The organism is bacterium, assembly GCA_026708015.1.
Taxonomy (GTDB): Bacteria; Actinomycetota; Acidimicrobiia; order Acidimicrobiales; family Bin134; genus Poriferisocius.
The window spans coordinates 52,728-69,894 of record JAPOVT010000054.1 but is presented as its reverse complement, the minus strand read 5'-3'; the positions used below and the strand labels follow the sequence as shown (position 1 = coordinate 69,894).

19 protein-coding genes are annotated in these 17,167 nt (G+C 63.8%); 13 read left to right on the top strand and 6 right to left on the bottom strand.

Features of this window, described 5'->3' with window-relative positions; translation table 11 throughout:
* The first annotated feature begins 16 nt into the window (after nucleotides 1–16).
* From OXG30_12910 to OXG30_12895, 4 genes are read left to right on the top strand one after another with little or no spacing between them, the layout of a single operon-like run.
* Nucleotides 17–817, top strand: a complete 801-nt coding sequence (locus tag OXG30_12910; GenBank protein ID MCY4135792.1) for an SDR family NAD(P)-dependent oxidoreductase — start codon at nucleotides 17–19, stop codon at nucleotides 815–817.
* A gap of 20 nt (nucleotides 818–837) precedes the next feature.
* Nucleotides 838–1,461, top strand: coding sequence for a TlpA disulfide reductase family protein (locus OXG30_12905; GenBank protein ID MCY4135791.1), 624 nt, complete (start codon nucleotides 838–840; stop codon nucleotides 1,459–1,461).
* 11 nt (nucleotides 1,462–1,472) lie between these two features.
* On the top strand, nucleotides 1,473–2,378 hold the full coding sequence (locus tag OXG30_12900) for an SDR family oxidoreductase (GenBank protein ID MCY4135790.1): 906 nt from the start codon (nucleotides 1,473–1,475) through the stop codon (nucleotides 2,376–2,378).
* Nucleotides 2,379–2,413: 35 nt separating this feature from the next.
* Nucleotides 2,414–3,196: an SDR family oxidoreductase gene (locus OXG30_12895; protein ID MCY4135789.1), complete on the top strand. Its 783-nt coding sequence runs from the start codon at nucleotides 2,414–2,416 to the stop codon at nucleotides 3,194–3,196.
* A gap of 124 nt (nucleotides 3,197–3,320) precedes the next feature.
* On the opposite strand, the gene OXG30_12890 is transcribed toward OXG30_12895, so the two are convergent.
* Nucleotides 3,321–3,839, bottom strand: coding sequence for a hypothetical protein (locus OXG30_12890; GenBank protein ID MCY4135788.1), 519 nt, complete (start codon nucleotides 3,837–3,839; stop codon nucleotides 3,321–3,323).
* A gap of 15 nt (nucleotides 3,840–3,854) precedes the next feature.
* On the bottom strand, nucleotides 3,855–5,312 hold the full coding sequence (locus OXG30_12885; GenBank protein ID MCY4135787.1) for an AAA family ATPase: 1,458 nt from the start codon (nucleotides 5,310–5,312) through the stop codon (nucleotides 3,855–3,857).
* A gap of 179 nt (nucleotides 5,313–5,491) precedes the next feature.
* On the opposite strand from OXG30_12885, the gene OXG30_12880 reads away from it, so the two are divergent.
* The 3 genes from OXG30_12880 to OXG30_12870 are packed head-to-tail and all read left to right on the top strand — an operon-like array spanning nucleotide 5,492 to nucleotide 6,818.
* Complete coding sequence (locus OXG30_12880; protein ID MCY4135786.1) at nucleotides 5,492–6,238, top strand: tyrosine-protein phosphatase; 747 nt, start codon at nucleotides 5,492–5,494, stop codon at nucleotides 6,236–6,238.
* Between the two features lie 50 nt (nucleotides 6,239–6,288).
* Nucleotides 6,289–6,591 carry a type II toxin-antitoxin system prevent-host-death family antitoxin gene (locus OXG30_12875; GenBank protein ID MCY4135785.1) on the top strand — a complete coding sequence of 101 codons (303 nt, stop codon included), beginning with the start codon at nucleotides 6,289–6,291 and terminating at the stop codon, nucleotides 6,589–6,591.
* Nucleotides 6,588–6,818: a hypothetical protein gene (locus OXG30_12870; GenBank protein ID MCY4135784.1), complete on the top strand. Its 231-nt coding sequence runs from the start codon at nucleotides 6,588–6,590 to the stop codon at nucleotides 6,816–6,818. Before OXG30_12875 ends, OXG30_12870 begins: the two co-directional genes overlap by 4 nt.
* Here the strand turns inward: OXG30_12870 and OXG30_12865 are convergent.
* On the bottom strand, nucleotides 6,793–7,611 hold the full coding sequence (locus OXG30_12865) for an SDR family NAD(P)-dependent oxidoreductase (protein MCY4135783.1): 819 nt from the start codon (nucleotides 7,609–7,611) through the stop codon (nucleotides 6,793–6,795). The genes OXG30_12870 and OXG30_12865 overlap by 26 nt on opposite strands.
* Before the next feature lie 50 nt (nucleotides 7,612–7,661).
* Between OXG30_12865 and OXG30_12860 the strand changes: the two genes are divergently transcribed.
* From OXG30_12860 to OXG30_12845, 4 genes are all read left to right on the top strand, one after another.
* Nucleotides 7,662–8,801 carry a CaiB/BaiF CoA-transferase family protein gene (locus OXG30_12860; protein MCY4135782.1) on the top strand — a complete coding sequence of 380 codons (1,140 nt, stop codon included), beginning with the start codon at nucleotides 7,662–7,664 and terminating at the stop codon, nucleotides 8,799–8,801.
* Nucleotides 8,802–8,870: 69 nt separating this feature from the next.
* Nucleotides 8,871–9,974: a peptidylprolyl isomerase gene (locus OXG30_12855; GenBank protein ID MCY4135781.1), complete on the top strand. Its 1,104-nt coding sequence runs from the start codon at nucleotides 8,871–8,873 to the stop codon at nucleotides 9,972–9,974.
* Between the two features lie 15 nt (nucleotides 9,975–9,989).
* A complete protein-coding gene (locus tag OXG30_12850; GenBank protein ID MCY4135780.1) occupies nucleotides 9,990–10,685 on the top strand; it encodes a hypothetical protein in 696 nt (231 codons plus the stop codon).
* Nucleotides 10,686–11,006: 321 nt separating this feature from the next.
* The gene (locus OXG30_12845) at nucleotides 11,007–11,936 is read left to right on the top strand and encodes a hypothetical protein (protein ID MCY4135779.1); all 930 of its coding nucleotides are present in this window, start codon (nucleotides 11,007–11,009) and stop codon (nucleotides 11,934–11,936) included.
* Nucleotides 11,937–12,100: 164 nt separating this feature from the next.
* Here OXG30_12845 and OXG30_12840 read toward each other — a convergent pair whose 3' ends face one another.
* The 3 genes from OXG30_12840 to OXG30_12830 form a co-directional block, all read right to left on the bottom strand.
* On the bottom strand, nucleotides 12,101–13,261 hold the full coding sequence (locus OXG30_12840; protein ID MCY4135778.1) for an ATP-binding protein: 1,161 nt from the start codon (nucleotides 13,259–13,261) through the stop codon (nucleotides 12,101–12,103).
* 436 nt (nucleotides 13,262–13,697) lie between these two features.
* Nucleotides 13,698–14,600, bottom strand: a complete 903-nt coding sequence (locus OXG30_12835; protein ID MCY4135777.1) for an MBL fold metallo-hydrolase — start codon at nucleotides 14,598–14,600, stop codon at nucleotides 13,698–13,700.
* 10 nt (nucleotides 14,601–14,610) lie between these two features.
* Nucleotides 14,611–15,399 (bottom strand): SDR family oxidoreductase, encoded by a 789-nt coding sequence (locus OXG30_12830; protein MCY4135776.1) that lies wholly within the window; start codon nucleotides 15,397–15,399, stop codon nucleotides 14,611–14,613.
* A 104-nt stretch (nucleotides 15,400–15,503) separates the two neighbouring features.
* Here OXG30_12830 and OXG30_12825 point away from each other — a divergent pair, with 104 nt between their 5' ends.
* Both OXG30_12825 and OXG30_12820 read left to right on the top strand, forming a co-directional pair.
* The gene (locus tag OXG30_12825; GenBank protein ID MCY4135775.1) at nucleotides 15,504–16,358 is read left to right on the top strand and encodes an acyl CoA--acetate/3-ketoacid CoA transferase subunit alpha; all 855 of its coding nucleotides are present in this window, start codon (nucleotides 15,504–15,506) and stop codon (nucleotides 16,356–16,358) included.
* Entirely contained in the window at nucleotides 16,355–17,122 is a 768-nt protein-coding gene (locus OXG30_12820; protein ID MCY4135774.1) for a CoA-transferase, read from the top strand. Before OXG30_12825 ends, OXG30_12820 begins: the two co-directional genes overlap by 4 nt.
* Nucleotides 17,123–17,167 lie beyond the last annotated feature (45 nt).

The following is a 17,167-nucleotide window of genomic DNA, read 5'->3' as shown; positions in this document are numbered from 1 at the left end:
GGGCCATGATGGGGCCATGCATGACGACATCATGGCTGCGTTTGACATTTCCGACCGGGTGGCGGTGGTCACCGGGGCGGCGTCGGGGATCGGCCGGGGGACGGCGGTGACGCTGGCCAAGGCCGGGGCATCGGTGGTGCTGGGCGACGTCGACGCCGACGGAATGGGGGAGACCGGCGGCGAGCTGGATGCGCTGGGCGCCTCGTGGTCGGCGGTGCCCACCGACGTGAGCGACAAGTCGGCGGTGGACGCACTGGTGGCCGATGCGGTGAACCGGCATGGCCGGCTCGACATCATGGTGAACAACGCCGGGATCATCACCGACAGCCTCATTGTGGACACCACCCCCGAGCAGCTTGAGCGGGTGATGAACGTGAATATCAAGGGCGTCTATTGGGGCACCGCGGCGGCCGGTCGGGTCATGGCCGACCAGAAGTCGGGTTCGATCGTCAACTTGTCGTCGGCCGGAGCCGACATGCCCGCCCCGATGATCTCGATCTACGCCCTCACCAAGGCGGCGGTGAAGATGATTACCCGCACCGCGGCGTTGGAGATGGCCCCCATCCGGGTGAACGCAGTGGCTCCAGGCTCCATCGAGACCCCCATCTACGACCGCCACTTTCTCGATGACGACGGCAAAGTCGACCCCGCGCGCCAGAGAAACCACTTCGACACCATCGCCCAGATGAACCCCCTGGGCTTTGTGGGCGATCCCACCGACATCGCCTACGCCATCTTGTACTTGTGCTCGGACGCCGGACGGTTCGTGACTGGCCAGACGGTGCGGCCCAACGGCGGCGTGGTGATGCCGCTGTAGCCAGCCCATAGCCTGTGTTCATGGATTCGAAGCGCAGTACTCGTCGAGCAGTAGCCCTCGCGGCAGCCGTGTTGCTGCTGGCCGCTGCCTGCGGCGGAAATGACGACGATGCCACTTCCGAGGCGGTCGAGGTTGCCCCGGTGCAGATCTCTGGTGATCCGCTTGGACCCATTGGGGAATCACCAGAAGCTGACCCCGCATTTGGCCAACCGGTGCCTGGTCTCTCCGGTACTTCCATGGATGGCTCGCCGCTGGCATGGACTCCAGGGGAACGGCCCGCGGCCATCGTGTTTTTGGCTCACTGGTGCCCGGCGTGCCAGGCCGAGGTTGCTGAGATGAACGACTGGCTGGCCGCAGGCAACAAACTGCCTGATGGGGTGGACCTTCTCAGCGTGGTCACATTGGTCGACTCCGACAGGGACAACTACCCGCCCAGCCAATGGCTCGCCGATGAGGGTTGGCCATTTCCTGTTCTGGTGGACAGCTCCGACAACGAGATTGCGGTCGCCTTCGGCCAGGCGGGCACCCCGTTCTGGGTTTTTGTGTTCGGGGACGGGACGCTGGCGCTCAGGGGAAGCGGCCGAATTCCCCCCGAGGGGCTGGCTCAGCTCTTCGACCAACTGTTGGCTCCAGGCGACGGGTAGGGTTTTCGCCCGTGACCGGATATCTCGAAGGCAAGAACATCGTCGTCACCGGGGCGGGCAACGGTATCGGCCGGGCCATCGCCATGGGCTGCGCTGCGGAGGGCGCCAACGTAGTGGTTGCCGACTACGGCGTGTCGCTGGACGGCTCCGACCCGTCGTCGGAGGTGGCCGAAGCGGTAGTGACGGAGATCGAAGCGGCAGGCGGAACTGCCCTGGCCTTGGCCTCCGACATCAGCACCATGGAAGGCGGCGCGGCAGCGGTACAAGCCGCGGTGGACACCTGGGGATCGATCGACGGAGCGGTGTGCGTGGCCGGCATCCTGCGGGAGCGGATGATCTTCAACATGACCGAAGAAGAGTTCGACGACGTGATCCGGGTACACCTCAAAGGCCACTTCACGGTGTACAAGCATGCCTCGGCCATCATGCGCAAGCAGGAGTCGGGCGGATCACTGGTGGGAATCACCTCGGGGGCGTTCACTGGCTCCACCTCCCAGTGCAACTACGCGGCGGCCAAGGGGGGCATCATCTCCCTCACCAAGAGCGCGGCGCTGGCCCTGAAGCGATATGGCATCAACGCCAACTGCATCGCTCCCAGCGCCAAGACCCGCATGTCGGAGAACGTGCCGTTTGAGATCGAGGCCGGTGCTCCAGAAGATGTCGCGCCATTGGCCGTGTACTTGCTCAGCGACGCAGCCCGGGACATCACCGCCCAGGTGTACACCGTGGTCGGCCCCCGCATTTCCGTGTGGGCCCAGTTTGGCGAGGTCCGCTCGATGTATGCCCCCGACAGCAGTTGGACCCCAGAGGGCATCGAGGAGGCGCTGCCCCGCACTATCGGCGAGGAAGAACATCCCACCATGGCCCTGTTGGCCGCACAGGCTGCCCAACGCCAGGCCGCTCCGGGAAGCAGCTGATGTCCGGCGGCGCGCTCGAGGGGCGAGGTGCCGCTGTGAGCCGGGAAGTGCCCGCCGAGCCGCCGGGTAGAGGGCTGCTGGAGGGCAAGACCGTGGTGGTGACCGCCGCGGCGGGTACCGGCCTCGGCTTTGCCGCTGCTCGGCGGTGTTTGGCCGAGGGCGCCCAGGTGCTTATCAGCGATATCCACGAGCGCCGTCTGCGCGAGGCCGCTGACCGCCTGGCCGAGGAATTCGGTGGGCGCCCCGCCACCCAGATGTGCAATGTCACGGTCGAGGATGAGGTCCAAGCCCTGTTCGACGCCGCGGTGGCTGAACTTGGCCATGTGGACGTGATGATCAACAATGCCGGACTGGGAGGCACCGCCGACCTGGTGGACATGACCGACCAGCAGTGGCACGTGGTGATCGACGTCACCCTCAACGGCACCATGCGCACCACCCGGGCAGCGCTGCGCCACATGATGCCCAGAGGCACCGGGGTCATCGTCAACAACGCCTCGGTGATGGGGTGGCGGGCCCAGGCCGGCCAGTGCCACTACGCCGCGGCCAAAGCCGGGGTGATGGCCCTTACCCGCTGCGCGGCCATGGAGGCCGCCGAGGCCGGGGTGCGGGTCAACTGTGTGGCCCCCAGCCTGGCTATGCACCCTTTTCTGGCCAAGGTGTCCAGCCAGGAGTTCCTCGACGACCTGATTTCGCTGGAGGCGTTCGACCGGGCCGCCGAGCCGTGGGAGGTGGCCAACGTGATGGTGTTTCTGGCCAGCGACTACTCCACCTACATGACCGGCGAGATCGTCTCAGTCAGCTCCCAGCACCCCTAGCCCACCAGACTCTGGGCCTCTTCAAGTATTACGCGGTCTCCGTTCGTTGGGAGGATGAAGCAATGTCAATGCGAAGAGGGCCGAGGTTCAATTGCAATCCCCCATAAGCATTTCTACTGACTGATCACAAGTGAAGCACTGTTCCGCATTCTAGAATGTGCAGCAGGACCACCTCGGAACCGAACCTCAAACTTGTCAGCTTGTCTCGCAGAGAGAAACTGAGTTTTTCCACTTCTCTGCCCACTACCCAGTAAGCTTCGGGGCGAGCCACTAGGCCGTTCTCTTGAAAGTATTCGTGCAGGACGCGCAATCCTTCGGCAAGCTGCTCAATCTGGTCGGAATAAGCGACTCCACTTTTCAACTCTACGACAATCAATTGTGCAGCGTTGCCCAGAACGGCAACGACAGAAAAGTCACACATCCTGGTGTCTTTGCCTTTTGAGATTCTCCGATATGCGGCACCTTGTATGTCAAGGCGCAGTCCATGAATGCAGCTATGGTTGGCACTCGTACGCACATATATGTGGCATTCATTCTCCCAGAGATCAGACCAAGAGACGCTTTCAGCCCCGTCTTCGATCAACCGCAAGTTGAGACTGCAAATCTGGCATTCGTCATTAGAGCAACTCACGATTTCTGCCACGGACAGTTATGGTGGTCAAGTGCGATTGGCTTCTAGCAAGCCGTTGACAAGTCTGGCAGTCTCATCGTATTGAGACCTCATCACGTCGGTGAAGGTAGATTCGTCAATACCGTCGATCGAGTCGGCCAATGATTCGCGGGCGAGACACCAGCCGTTCTCGCGCGAAAAGCGCAATGCCTGCACTTTGGAACGGTCTAGGGTTGGTAAATTGGAAGATAACGTGATGTCCGACCTCTCAGACAATTCATGGTGTCTCATCATGTTGTTGAACTGGGAGACGAAGAAGTCCGAGTGCGTGGTGAGCACGATCTGCATTCCCTCGTTCACCAACTTCGCCAAGAAGGAAGCGACCCGTACTTGCATCTCTGGGTGCAGGTGTGCCTCGGGTTCGTCGATTGTCAGGTGGTCGACATTGAGAGGGGATTTCAAGAGCAGGAGCAGAGGGGCGAGTTCCGACAGCATCGACGATGCGCGTGCCATGGGGAATCGGCCCTCGGAAGTCACCGCCATGATCGCGTCGAGACCATCCGACCTTTGGTCAACCGCTATTTCGGCTCGCATCTCCTGCTCGAACTTGCGTACGAGTGCAGCGAACTTGGGCTGCTGGTTACCCGCGATGGGCAAAGTCTCGGGGATTTCGAGAATGAGTGATAGGAAGTCGGCAGAGGTGCCGGGCAGAGTCTCTATTTCGATCGGCCGGATCCCCGCCGTTGCGGACTGCCGCACAGCTGCTCCTGCTAAGACGTTGTGGCTTTGCATTATTCCTGTGCGGTCAGCAGGCAGATGGAAGGCTCTGCGTGGCCATGACGCGAAGACTCCTGCCAGAGCGCTAGAGGGGACTCTTCCCGGATATAATCCCAAAATATCGCTCATCCATAGCGACGAAGGGCGACGCAGATGTGAGAACGGTCGGATCAATCGCTGTATATGCTCGGGGCTCTGAATTGATTTGAGCCATTCTTCAGCGTCGGGAGGCTCAACAGTTATGCCTTCGGAGTCAAATCGAATCTCCAGTCGCCAATCGGGTATCGAGCTGGATATCCGCAGATAGCAGTCAGCAGCGTGACGGCTAGGTGTTCGCCGTCTCAGGCGGGAAGACTCAGCGCCGAAGGCGTAGGCAATAGAGTGGCGAACGCTGGCACCATAATCCCTCAGCGCTTGGCTTGTGATTGCCCTCGCCCAAGTGATGGTGGCCTTGCTGGGCGCAAATCCAATGCCGTCCAATGCCGACGGGTCTTCCCTCTGAGCATCCAATACGCTCGTGATCCAGTCTTCGACTTCCGATGGCACGTCTTCCTCGCGTCTGTGTCGCCACGCCGGCCAGAATGGCGCGGGGTTGAGAACACGGTGCAGCACGGTGGCGAAAAAGGTCTTGCCTGTGTTGTTATCGCCGATCAGCAGCGTGAGGTCGGCTAGCTCCAGTTCGGCCGCTCGAAGGGGTCCGAGATTGGACAGCTCTACCGAGACGCTCACCCAGCCAGACTAGCCCCCCACGACCATCATCCGGTCAGCGAGCCATGCCCCTGACCGCTTGGTCAAGGCGGACCTGAGCCTGCCCGCGGGCGAGAAGCGTGCCTCACAGTCCGTTCCGTCCATGGCTCCATCCGTTTTAGAACTAGATTGCGGGCCGGAGGGAGACGGGAATACAAGCAATGAATCATCTGCGGCGCATTCCGCTGGAGGGGTGCGTGAACTTCCGCGACTTAGGGGGTTACGCCAGCTCAATTGGCGGTACTACCAAGTGGGGTGTGCTATTTCGAGCCGACTCGCTGCACCGCCTCAGCCCGGCTGACGGCGAGGTGGTCGCCGGTCAATTGGATATCCGCACCGCCGTGGATCTGCGGGCAGACGACGAACGAGAGCGGGTTGGGGTGCTCGATCCGGCCCTCGGCATTGTCGAGCACCACGTGGGCACCACCGACCGGAACATGCACTCCTATGAGCGTCCCGACCCCGACTGGAAGAGCCGATCCTTCGCCCAGATCTACGAGAGCATGATCAGCAGTGGGGGAGAGCGGTTTGCCGCCGCCATCGAGGTGGTGGCCGATCCCAAGAATTGGCCGACCGCCTTCTTCTGCATGGCCGGCAAGGACCGCACCGGATGTCTGGCTGCGTTGATCCTGGGCCTGGTCGGGGTAGACCGACAAGACATCGTGGCCGACTATGCGGCCACCGCTCCTGCCGTTCCCTACATCCGGGAGCGGTCCCTGTCCGAGCTGCCCGACTTGGCCCAGGTCTGGGAGCGGCTGCCCGACGACATCACCACTGCCCCGACGAGTGCCATGACCGAATTGTTGGAGATCATTGAAGATCGGTGGGACGGTACCGAGGGCTTCGCCTTGTCCTATGGCGTCAAGCCCCAGACCATCGAACGCCTGCGAGAGTCGTTCTTGGCCTGAGTCACAAAATCTATCAACCATAGTCATATGAATATGACAATAATGGGGGAATGGAAACACCAGCGGGGACCCAGTCAGCAGGGCGCTTCGTGCCGGCTGGGGAGTTCAAGACCAACTGCTTACGGCTGATGGACGAAGTGCAGGAGACTGGCGCGGAGATCGTGGTCACGAAGCACCGCCGACCGGTTGTGCGGGTCAGCCCGTTTCGTGAGGACCAGCCCAAGTTGGTGGGATCGTGCGTTGGCCAGCTTCGGATTTTGTCTGACATCGATGCCGAGCCAGCTATCCCCTTGGATGACTGGGATGTTGTCGCCCGTCCTGAACGGATCCTCAATCCTGAGGGCGGAGCGTGACCATTTTGCTGGACACCAACATTTTGCTGAGGTTGGTTGCCGACAGTTCAAGAATCAGCAAGTCGTTCAAAGCACAAGTGGAGTCTGTGTTGGGTGATGGCGGCGTAGCCGTCTCGTCGGCCACCTTCATGGAGGCCACGCGCCTTCACCTCCAAGAGCGCATCGACTTGGGCTGCCATCCCTCTGTGTGGCGCACCGCCCTCACGCCGACAGGCCCTGCTTCTTGAACTCGCTCTGAGCGTACACGATGCCTCCCAAGTGCTCGTCGGCATCAGGAGAAGTGGCCAGCCAGGCCACCACCGCTCCGATGGTGGCGGGCTCCCCGCCGGGATAGGGGAACGATCCGGCGGTATTGCGGGCCCGGGCGGCCTCGGTGATCACGTAGCCGGGGTCGATGCTGAAGCACCGGATTCCGTCGGGGCCGTGTTCCACGTGGATGTGCGGGGTCATGCGGGTGAAGGCCCCTTTGCTCATGGCGTAGGCCATGCCCCAGCCCCCTTTGCCGATGGGGCCGGGCGGGTCGGTGTAGGCCGAGGCCGAGATCATGTTCACGATGGTGCCCGAGCCCCGCTCCACCATCGCGGCCAGCACCCGCTCGGTGATCGCCATCTGGGCGAACACGTTGCCCTCGAACAATTTGTGAACCTCAGGCTCCTCCATCTCCATGATCGGGGTCATGCTCACTTTGCCCTGGTAGATGGCGTTGTTCACCAGCACATCCAGATGGCCGAAGTGCTCCAACGCTCCATCAATGCACGCTGTCACGCTTTCCCGGTCCAGCAAGTCCATGGCAAGGGCGAGTCCCTGCTGGCCCTCGGCTTCGATGGCGGCCACGGTGGTGTCGAGGCCGCCAGGGATGGCCAGGTCGGGGTTGTACATGTCTCGGCCCGCGCCGTCCACCAGAGTGCGGGCCGACACGGCCACGTCGAATCCGGCTCGGGCCAGGGCGATGGCGCTGGCCTTTCCGATGCCCCTGCTGGCTCCGGTGACCAGGGCGGTCTTTGGTCCGGTGGCGCTCATCTGGTTCTCTGCCTTTCGGTTGCTCCGTCTCGCGGGCATACCGTAGGGCCATGGGTCCGCTGAAGGGAATGCGCATCGTCGAGTTGGCCGGGATCGGGCCGACCCCGTTCGCCGGCATGATGCTGTCGGACATGGGCGCCGAGGTGATCCGGGTCGACCGGGTGGGCGGGTCGGGCAATCCGGTGGCCTCGCAGTCAGGACCCATGGAGCGGGGCAAGCGAACCGTGGCCTTCAATCTCAAGCAGCCCGAAGGCGTCGAGGCGGTGCTCCAACTGGTCGAGGCGTCCGACGGGTTGTTCGAGGGATTTCGGGCGGGGGTGGCCGAGCGTCTCGGGGTCGGCCCCGACGCCTGTTTGGCCCGCAACCCCAAGCTGGTCTACGGGCGGATGACCGGTTGGGGGCAAACCGGCCCATTGGCCGACCGGGCCGGTCACGACATCAACTACATCTCCTTGGCCGGCCCGTTGGCCCACATCGGCCGGACGGGCCAGCCCCCCTCGGTGCCGCTCAACCTCATCGGCGACTTCGGCGGCGGCTCGGTGTTCCTGGTGCTGGGCATGGTGGCGGCCCTGCTGGAGGTGGCCCGTGGCGGTGACGGCCAAGTGGTGGACGCCGCCATGGTGGACGGGGCCGCCTATCTGCTGTCGCCGCTGTACGCGGCCCACGCCAGCGGCTTCTGGACCGACGACTATGGGGCCAACTTCTTGGACTCCGGGGCCTACTTCTACGAGGTGTACGGCACCGCCGACGGCAAGTGGCTGGCGGTGGGGGCCATCGAGCCCCAGTTCCACGCCGAGTTCATGGCCGGGATCGATCTGGCCGACGCCGACGACCTGCCCGATCAGATGGACCGGGACCGGTGGCCGGAGATGAAGCAGCGGGTGGGGGAGATCATCGCCGCCCGCACTCTCGACGAGTGGACTGAAGTGTTCGACGGGACCGACGCCTGTGTTTCCCCGGTGCTGACCATGGGGCAAACCCCGGCCCACCCCCACGCCCAAGCCCGCGATTCGTTCTTCGGCTTTGACGGGATGACCCAGCCCCGGCCCGCCCCTCGCTTCGAAGGCACCCCTTCAGAGCCGGCGAAGTCATCGCAACCCCCAGGGGCCGACACCGACGCAGTTCTGGCCGAGCTGGGCTATTCCGCCGGGGAGGTGGAGGCGCTCCGGTCGTCAGGTGCAGTGGCCTGAGGGATTCAGATCGGCAAAGCCGCCAATTCTGTTGGAACTGCTCGTAGCGTTAGAGCGTCGTATTGGAAAGTGGGTGCCATCGTGCGCTTCTTGAAACTGGTCTTGCCCTTAGCCCTGGTCTGCTTGATTGCCGCAGGCTGCTCAGGCGGCGATGACGACGACGGCTCGTCCGGGGGTGCGGAGCTGGTGCCTCAGGCAGAAACCGAGTCTCCAGGAGGCGCATCGGATGCCGAGCCTACCCCTGCCCCTGAGGCCACTCAGGGGGCAGATGCCCTCCAAGAAGCAGAGTCTGGTTCGGAGTCCTCATCGGGTGTCGACCCAAGCCAAACCGACTTCCGGGGGCTCGTCTACCGGAGTTTGGTCCAAGAAGCCGGGATTTCCGAGTCGAGCGCACAGTGCGTGGTCGACAACATCACAGACGAAATGGTTGACGCATACGTCGAGTTCGCCGAGTCAGAGCCCACCGAGGAGCCGCCGCAGGTCATTGCCGACCTCTTCCGGATACAGACCATGTGCCTGACCCAGCAAGAACAGGAGATGATGGGGTTCACCCCCGCAGATCCCGCGCCACCAATGGAGACAGGCTCCCAGCCATGTCCGCCCGCTGACGGATCGGGGCCCCAGGTTCTCGATTTCGACGGTCCCCAGCCGATGTGCTTGGACCAGTCCAGCCAGCACACCGCGGTGTTCGACACCACGGCGGGGGAGATGAGGATTGACCTGGACATGGTGAACACGCCGATCACGGCCAACAACTTCGCGGTGCTGGCGCGGTACCACTACTACGACGGCACGCTGCTGTTCCGCACCGATCCCAGCATCGGCATCATCCAGGGCGGGGCGCCCCACACCAACTCACCGTCTGATCCGGGGCCGGGCTACACCATTCCCGACGAAGGCGCCGGGTTCACCTATGAGCCGGGCCAGATCGTGATGGCCCGTACTGCGGCGCCCGACAGCGCCAGCGCCCAGTTCTTCTTCGCGGTGAACGAGAACACCGCTCTGCTCAACAGCCAGGGCACCTACGTGGTGTTCGGCCAGATGGACGATGCGAGCCTGGCGGTGGCCGAGGCCATATTGGCCAGTCACGTCGACCAGCCCGACAATCCGTTGGGCGGCGGTCCCGAGCCTCCTGTGTACGTTAATTCCGTCACCATTGAAGAAACCGGCTAAGACAAGAACCCTCCTATGCGTCGCGGCTGGTTCATCCCGATAGTCGTGGCAGCCCTTTTGGCCGCGGCTTGTTCGAGCGATAGCGAGGACAGCGCGCCGACAGTGCCGGCCACCCAGGCTCCTGCTGTCCAACCCACTGAGGCGGTAGAAGCCCCCAGTCCGCCGTCTACCGTCGCCGCTGGCTCCGACAATGGCGAGCAGGTCGAAGACGGCCGCCCACCCCCAACCGACAGGCAGCAGTTGGCTGACACGTTTTCGGAGCTGGTCTTGGCGGACGAACTGGTCACCACCTTCATGACGCAACAGGAGATCAACTGCCTGGCCGAGGGGGCATTTGACACTTTCACCGACGAGCGGCTGGGCGAACTGGGCCTCAACCCCGACTCGTTTGCTGAGGCATATCGGCAGCCGGGACTGTTTGTTTTCGGGGCTTGGTTCGACATTTCTGACCGGGAGGCGTTCGATCTCGAGAATCTGGCTTTGGGCTGTGTCGATTGGCGGAACTTCGTGGTCCAGGTCTTGGTCTCAGAGGGCGAGCCGGTAGATCGAGCCCAATGCATCGCCTCCCAGATCTCGGTTGACGGGCTACGAGACGTTGTGAGGGACGCCATGGTGGTCGACACCGGAGAAGGCTTCGGGGCGGCACAAGACGAGGTGGCGGCAGCCCTTACCGCCTGCTACTTGGACGCGTCTCCGGTGACGGTCTCGTAGTTGATTTGTTTGGTGTCGGGTGACTGGTAAAACTCAATCCAAAGTTTCTTGAGGTTCTGCCACAAGCGAGCTACAGTTGCCTATGGTACTGGTTCCGCCCTCTGATCGCCGTAGATGCCCGATGATGTGCGTGTGCCGGGTGTGCCTCTCGAAGTTGGGGGTCGTGGCGCTTGTGACGGCGACTGCGGTGTTCTTGGCGATGCTGGCCGCGACCGACAGTGGCAAAGCGCAAGCGCAGGACTCGCTGAACGTGGCCCCTGTCGCCATCGACAGTGCACGCGACGCGTTTGGGGGGGGGGGGGGTTAGAGAACGTCAGCTGGTTGTGCCGCACTGGCAACCTCTCCGCCGCTGACGGCCGGCGCTTCCCCTACGTCCACCACGGTGCCGCGGACTGGTTCCTGCTCTGCTCGTTCGCCACCGCAGGCGACACTATCCCTACCCGTTTGACGATCTCTACGAGGGGCGACGCCGCGAAATTCGGGGACGGCACATTAGCTGGACCGTTCAACTACGGCGCCTCTTCGAACAACGACAACCCAGTCCTCTGCACCAACACGGAAGGGGGCGCCCCGCCGACCGACGTGGCCAATCTGAACTGCGAGCCGATCACGCTCACCGCACCCGAGGGCAACCTCTCCTACCCGAACTTCGGCGGCGGCGGCCAGATCCTGCGACTCACCCCCAGCGAGCAGCGCTCAGTAGGCCTCCCCCATCAGCACAGGGGCATATTCACATGCACCCACGACCTGATCGACCAGTACTTCTCAGGCATGGATGTGGGCTGCTCCGGCGACGACGGCGTACCCGCCAGCCCTGCCGGCTCGTGGTGGCTGCGGGCATGCTCGTCGGGCGACCTGGCCCGGGCCGGGATAGACGACGAATGGGTGTGCGACCGGTCAGGGCTGTTCCGGGGGTATCCCTCCAGCAAGCCGGCGTTGCTCGCTATCCCGCTCTACACCGCGACGGTGCAGGACATCAACGTGTCTATCTACGTGGATTGGCAGCAAAGCGGACCCCGCAAGTCGTACCGCATCGACCTCACCGTCCCGGTCGTGCAGCGGCTAGTCGACGAGTCGGCGTCGGCGAAGCGGGCGGCGAAGGTGAAGGCGTGCGAACTGCTGGGCTCTGTGTGGGCGCGCGACGAGGCCGCGAAGCTCGACGGGTGCGCGGTCCCAAGCCAGACGGCGGCGCTGCAAGAGGCATCCGCCGTGCTCACCCGCGCCGGACTGTCGGTCCCGTGGACGCAGTGACCGCTGCTGAGCGCCACACATCCCCGACGTCCGATCACCAGCAGCCTTCACCCGCTGCATCGTCCCCTCGCTCAACAGTGGCCACTTCCGATTCGCAAGCATCCGTTGAGCCGTGCTCAGCAGAACCAGTCTGGAGCATTGGAGGCTCATAGAAGCGGGCGAGCCTATTTTTTAGACCTGTGACCGCCCTTGTGGCCCCGGGCGAGCACACATTTTGCCCTTACCCGAGGCATATAAGCATTACAGGTTCCGGTGCTCTCATTTGGGGAGAGCGAAGCAGGATCGATGTTGCTGAGATCGTAGTCAGCCTCGCTGGCGGCGAAGCCTTGGATCGCCTCGGCTGTGAGTGGTCCTGCCAATTGCACGTTGCCTCCGTCTGTGCGATGCACATGGCCTGCGGCAGTGAGCCGGCGCTCAGCTCGGGCCAGGCTGCGGCCCGTCAAGCCTGGGAGTCTGTGAGAGATGTCGCGAGGCGCACCTGTTCCCCCGCACGCCGACAATGCCTTCAGGAAGGACTGATCGGTTTCCCCAAGGTCGTGCCACATCGGAGAAATGACCTTCTCAGCCATGTCTTGATCTGCCAACTCAATCGCCATCTCCGCGACTCTGGCATCGATGGGCCTTTCTGGCGACCCTGACAATTCCCAGGCGTGATGTCCGATGCTCTGGAGCTTGTAAGGCAGCCCGTCAGCGGCGGCGGACGCCATCAGCCGGAGTGCATCGTCGTTGATCTCGCCGTCGGACTCTTCCACCGTGAGGCGCAAACACCGCCAAGCGTCATCGTGGCTGATCGACGGCATTCCGTTTCGCAAACACCTGTGGAAAAACGTCATCTTCTTGTCTTCCAAGATGGTGTGGGCCATCTCAGGAAGACCAGCACCCACAAATCCCAGAGGGAGTTCCTTGATCTTGGTGATGTCTTGGATGTCGGAGGCCAGACGACGCAGTTCCCCCCTGTCGCCAGCGTGCATCTCATCCACTGTGAGCAGCACGGCAGATTCCTGGTCGGCAGCCCATGAGCTCAAGGTCTCCAAGTAGTACCCGAGGCTCCATCGGGGACGCTGCTCCGGCATGTCCTGCCAATTGATGCCAACCGGCCCAAGTGTGAATCCAGCCATTCTTCGGTCCCGACGGGGGGCGAGGGCATTTGACGGATCAGCTGCTTCGTAGCGTTCCCTGGCGTCGGCGATGCACGACGAGATGCGATCCAGCAGCCCCGGCGTGGCTGCGTCAACACTGAGCACCAGTAGCCCATTGAAGGCGGCCTGCTCTCTGACCTCAGCGAGGATGGTGGTCTTTCCCGAGCCGCGCTGTCCTAGGATCAATCTTGTGAATCCCTGGGCATCTGGCCCGATGGATAGGGATCGTCCAACGCTTTCCAAGAGCGACTGCCTGCCGACCAGTAGGGCAGGCCTCCGTCCGAAGTCGGGCGTAAACGGGTTGGGGAGAAGCTCGGAGTGGTCTTCCATACCCCTACTTTAGCCCGATTTACTTCACTAAGTGTCCGCACTACGCACTAAGTGTCCGCATTACGCATCAAGTGTCCGCACTATAAATCGGACCCGAGACTCATATGGTGCCGCGGTCGTGGTGGTGGCGGGGCTGCTCGGCAAGCGAACTGGCTCGGTGGTGCAGGACGCCAACGTGTCCATCTACGTGGACTGGCAGCAAAGCGGTCCCCGCAAGTCGTACCGCATCGACTTCACCGTCCCTATAGTGCAGGAGCTAGTCGACAAGTCGGCAGCGGCACCCCCCGTTTCTCTACTCCCGGCAGTACACCGCCTCAGCAGTGGGCTGGGCGTCGGTGCCCACCCGGCCGTCGGCGACCATGGCGATGAGGTGGGCCAGCACGGAGCGGGCGGCAGGCTCGTGCAGCTCTGAGGCCACGTCGGCGTACATCACCTCCACCATCTCGGCGATGGTCTGCGGCCCAGCTCCCAGGCACTCCAGGATTTGTCGCTCCCGGTCCAGTCGGTGGGCGTAGAGGGTTTCCACAAGGGTGTGGGGCTCGGTGACCGGGGGGCCGTGGGTGGGCCAATACACCTGGTCGTCGGGACAGCCGGCCAACAGCCGCAGGCTGGCCAAGTAGTCGGTCATGTCGCCGTCGGGTGGGGGGACGATGGTGGTGGACCAGCCCATGATGTGGTCGCCGGTGAACACTCCGGCTGATTCCCGCCAGCGGTAGGCGATGTGGTTGGAGATGTGGCCGGGGGTGTGGAGGCACTCGAAGCTCCACCCCGGTCCCTCGACAACATCGCCGTGGACCACCGCGGCATCGGGGGCGAACTCGAGATCGCCCCGCTCCTCGCTCTTGCCGTCGTCGTCATCCGCCGCTGGATGGGGCCCGAACCCATAAGCCGGAGCGCCGGTGGCCTCGCCCACCGCCTGTGACGCGGGCGAGTGGTCCCGATGGGTGTGGGTGATGAGCAGGGCTTCCACCTGCTCGCCGTCCGCCGCGGCCAGAACGGCCTTGATGTGGTCGGCGTCGTCGGGGCCGGGATCGACGATGGCCACCCGGCCCCGGCCCACGATGTAGGTGCCGGTGCCCCGGTAGGTGAACTTGCTCGGGTTGTTGGCCACCACTCGGCGCAGGCCGGGGGCCATCTCCACCACCGCGCCGTATTCCACCTCGGGCTCGGTCGCAAACGGGATGCTCACCGCCATCGTGAGGCGATCAGCTTTCTTCGCCGGCCACCTCGCCGGTGGAGACCCCCAAATAGGCGGGCTTCTCGCCGCCGCCGTGGACCTTGATGTTGGCCCCGGTCATCCACCGGGCCATGGGCGAGGCCAAGAACAGGCACACGTCGGCCACGTCGTCGGGTTGGCCCATTCGGCCCATGGCAATGGTCTCGCCCACCGCGGCGATTCCGGCCTCGTCGCCGTAGTAGAGGTAGGCGTCCTCGGTCACGATCAGCCCCACGGTCACGGTCAGCACCCGGATCTTGGGCCCCCATTCCACCGCCAGGGTCTCGCTCAAGTTCACCAACCCCGCCTTGGCCGCCCCATAGGCGATGCCCATGGGGTTGGGCCGGATGCCCGACACCGACGAGATGTTGAGGATCACCCCGCCGCTGTCCTGGTTCTGCATCACCGGATACACCGCCTGGCTGAACGCCATGGGGGCCATCAGGTTCAGGGCCACGATCTTCTCGTTGAACCGAGGCGACACCGTGGCCGAGTCGGCCGGAGGAGCCCCGCCCGCATTGTTGATGAGGGTGTCCACCCGCCCGGTGCGCTCCACCGCGGCATCGACCACCCCGGCGATCTGCTCAGGGTCCCGCACGTCAGCGGCTACGAACAGCGCCTCCCGGCTAGCTGCGGCCACCGGTTCTTTCGGCGGGCGGCGGGCGCAGATCACCACGTCGGCGCCTGCGGCCAAGAAGCGGAGGGCTATCCCCCGGCCCAGCCCCTTGGTGCCGCCGCTGATGATGGCGGTCTTGCCGGTGAAATCGAGGTCATCCATTGCTGCCAGTGTGCCCCATACGGGCCACCGGGAGCATGACCACGCCGAAGGAGGCCGTTCTGCCAGTGTGGGCCGGGTTGCAGGAGCGGGCTATCGTCGCCGCCATGGTCGACAAGCGGATGACCGAAGACGAAGTCATCTCAGAGTTGAAGGATGGGATGACCATCGGCATCGGCGGCTGGGGGTCCCGGCGCAAGCCCATGTCGCTGGTGCGGACCATATTGCGCTCCAACCTCAAGGATCTGACCGTGGTGGCCTACGGAGGGCCCGATATCGGGCTGCTGTGCGCGGCGGGCAAGCTGCGCCGGGCGGTGTACGGATTCGTGTCGCTGGACTCCATCCCGCTCGAGCCCCATTTCCGCCAGGCTCGCCAGAGCGGGGCTATCGAGTTCACCGAGCTGGATGAGGGGGCCTTCTATCTGGGGCTTCTGGCCGCCTCCCACCGGGTGCCGTTCTATCCCACTCGAGCCGGGTTGGGATCCGACATGTTGACCATGAACCCCGAGCTGCGCACGGTGACGTCGCCGTATGACGACGGGGAAGAGCTAGTGGCCATCCCCGCTTTCAAGCTGGACGCGGCGCTGATCCACATGAACCGGGCCGATGCCGCCGGCAACGGCCAGTTTCTCGGGCCCGATCTGTATTTTGACGATCTGTTCGCCATGGCCGCCGACAAGACCTACTTGAGTACCGAGAAGATCGTGCCCACCGAGAACCTGCTGGACGAGGGGCCGGTACACACGCTGCGCATCCCGCGCATTTTCACCGACGGCGTGGTGGAGGCCCCCCATGGGGCGCACTTCACCGAGTGCCCGCCCGACTACGGGCGCGACGAGTCCTTCCAGCGGGAGTACGCCGCCACCGCCCGCGACCCCGAGGCGTGGGATGCGTTCCGCTCCACCTACCTCGACGCTCCCTCCCATGCCGACTACCTGGAGGCGCTGGAGGCTCGATCATGAGTTCGCTCGCTGAAGCAACCATCGACGAGGTCTGCGTGGTGGCCTGTGCCGAGGCCTTCCGGGGCGACGGCGAGATCCTGTGCAATCCCATCGGCACCGTGCCCATCGTGGGCGGTCGCCTGGCCCGGGCCACTTTCGAGCCCGACCTGGTGTACACCGACACCGTGTCGGTGCTGCCGGCCAACAACTTCCCGGTGGGCGATCCCGACGCCCCCAAGGTGGTGGAGTCGTGGGTGCCATACCGCACCGTGTTCGACATCGTGTGGTCGGGCAAGCGCCACGTGATGATGGGCGCCAGCCAGATCGACCAGTGGGGCAACCAGAACATCGCCGCCATCGGCGATTTCCACCAGCCCAAGGCCCAGCTTCTCGGTTTGCGGGGCGCCCCCGGCAACCTGGTCAACCACACCACCAGCTATTGGGTGCCTAACCACTCCATCCGCTCGTTCGTGGCGTCGGTGGACGTTGTTTCGGGGCCGGGGTACGACCGGATGCGGGAGCTGGGCGCGCCGAGCAACCGCGACCACGAGGTGCGCCGAGTGGTGTCCAACCTCGGTGTGTTCGACTTCCAAACCGACGACAACCGCATGAGGATCGCCTCCATCCACCCCGGAGTGACCGTTGATCAGGTGGTGGAGGCCACTGCCTTCGAGCTGGCCGGAATCGACGATGCGGCCGAGACCCGACTACCCACCGACGAAGAGCTTCACCTTATCCGCGAGGTGCTCGACCCCACCGAGGCCCGCAAGGCTGAGTTTCTCTGAGCTCCCAATGAGCGCTGACCCCCGCACTCGATTCAAGGGGTTTTC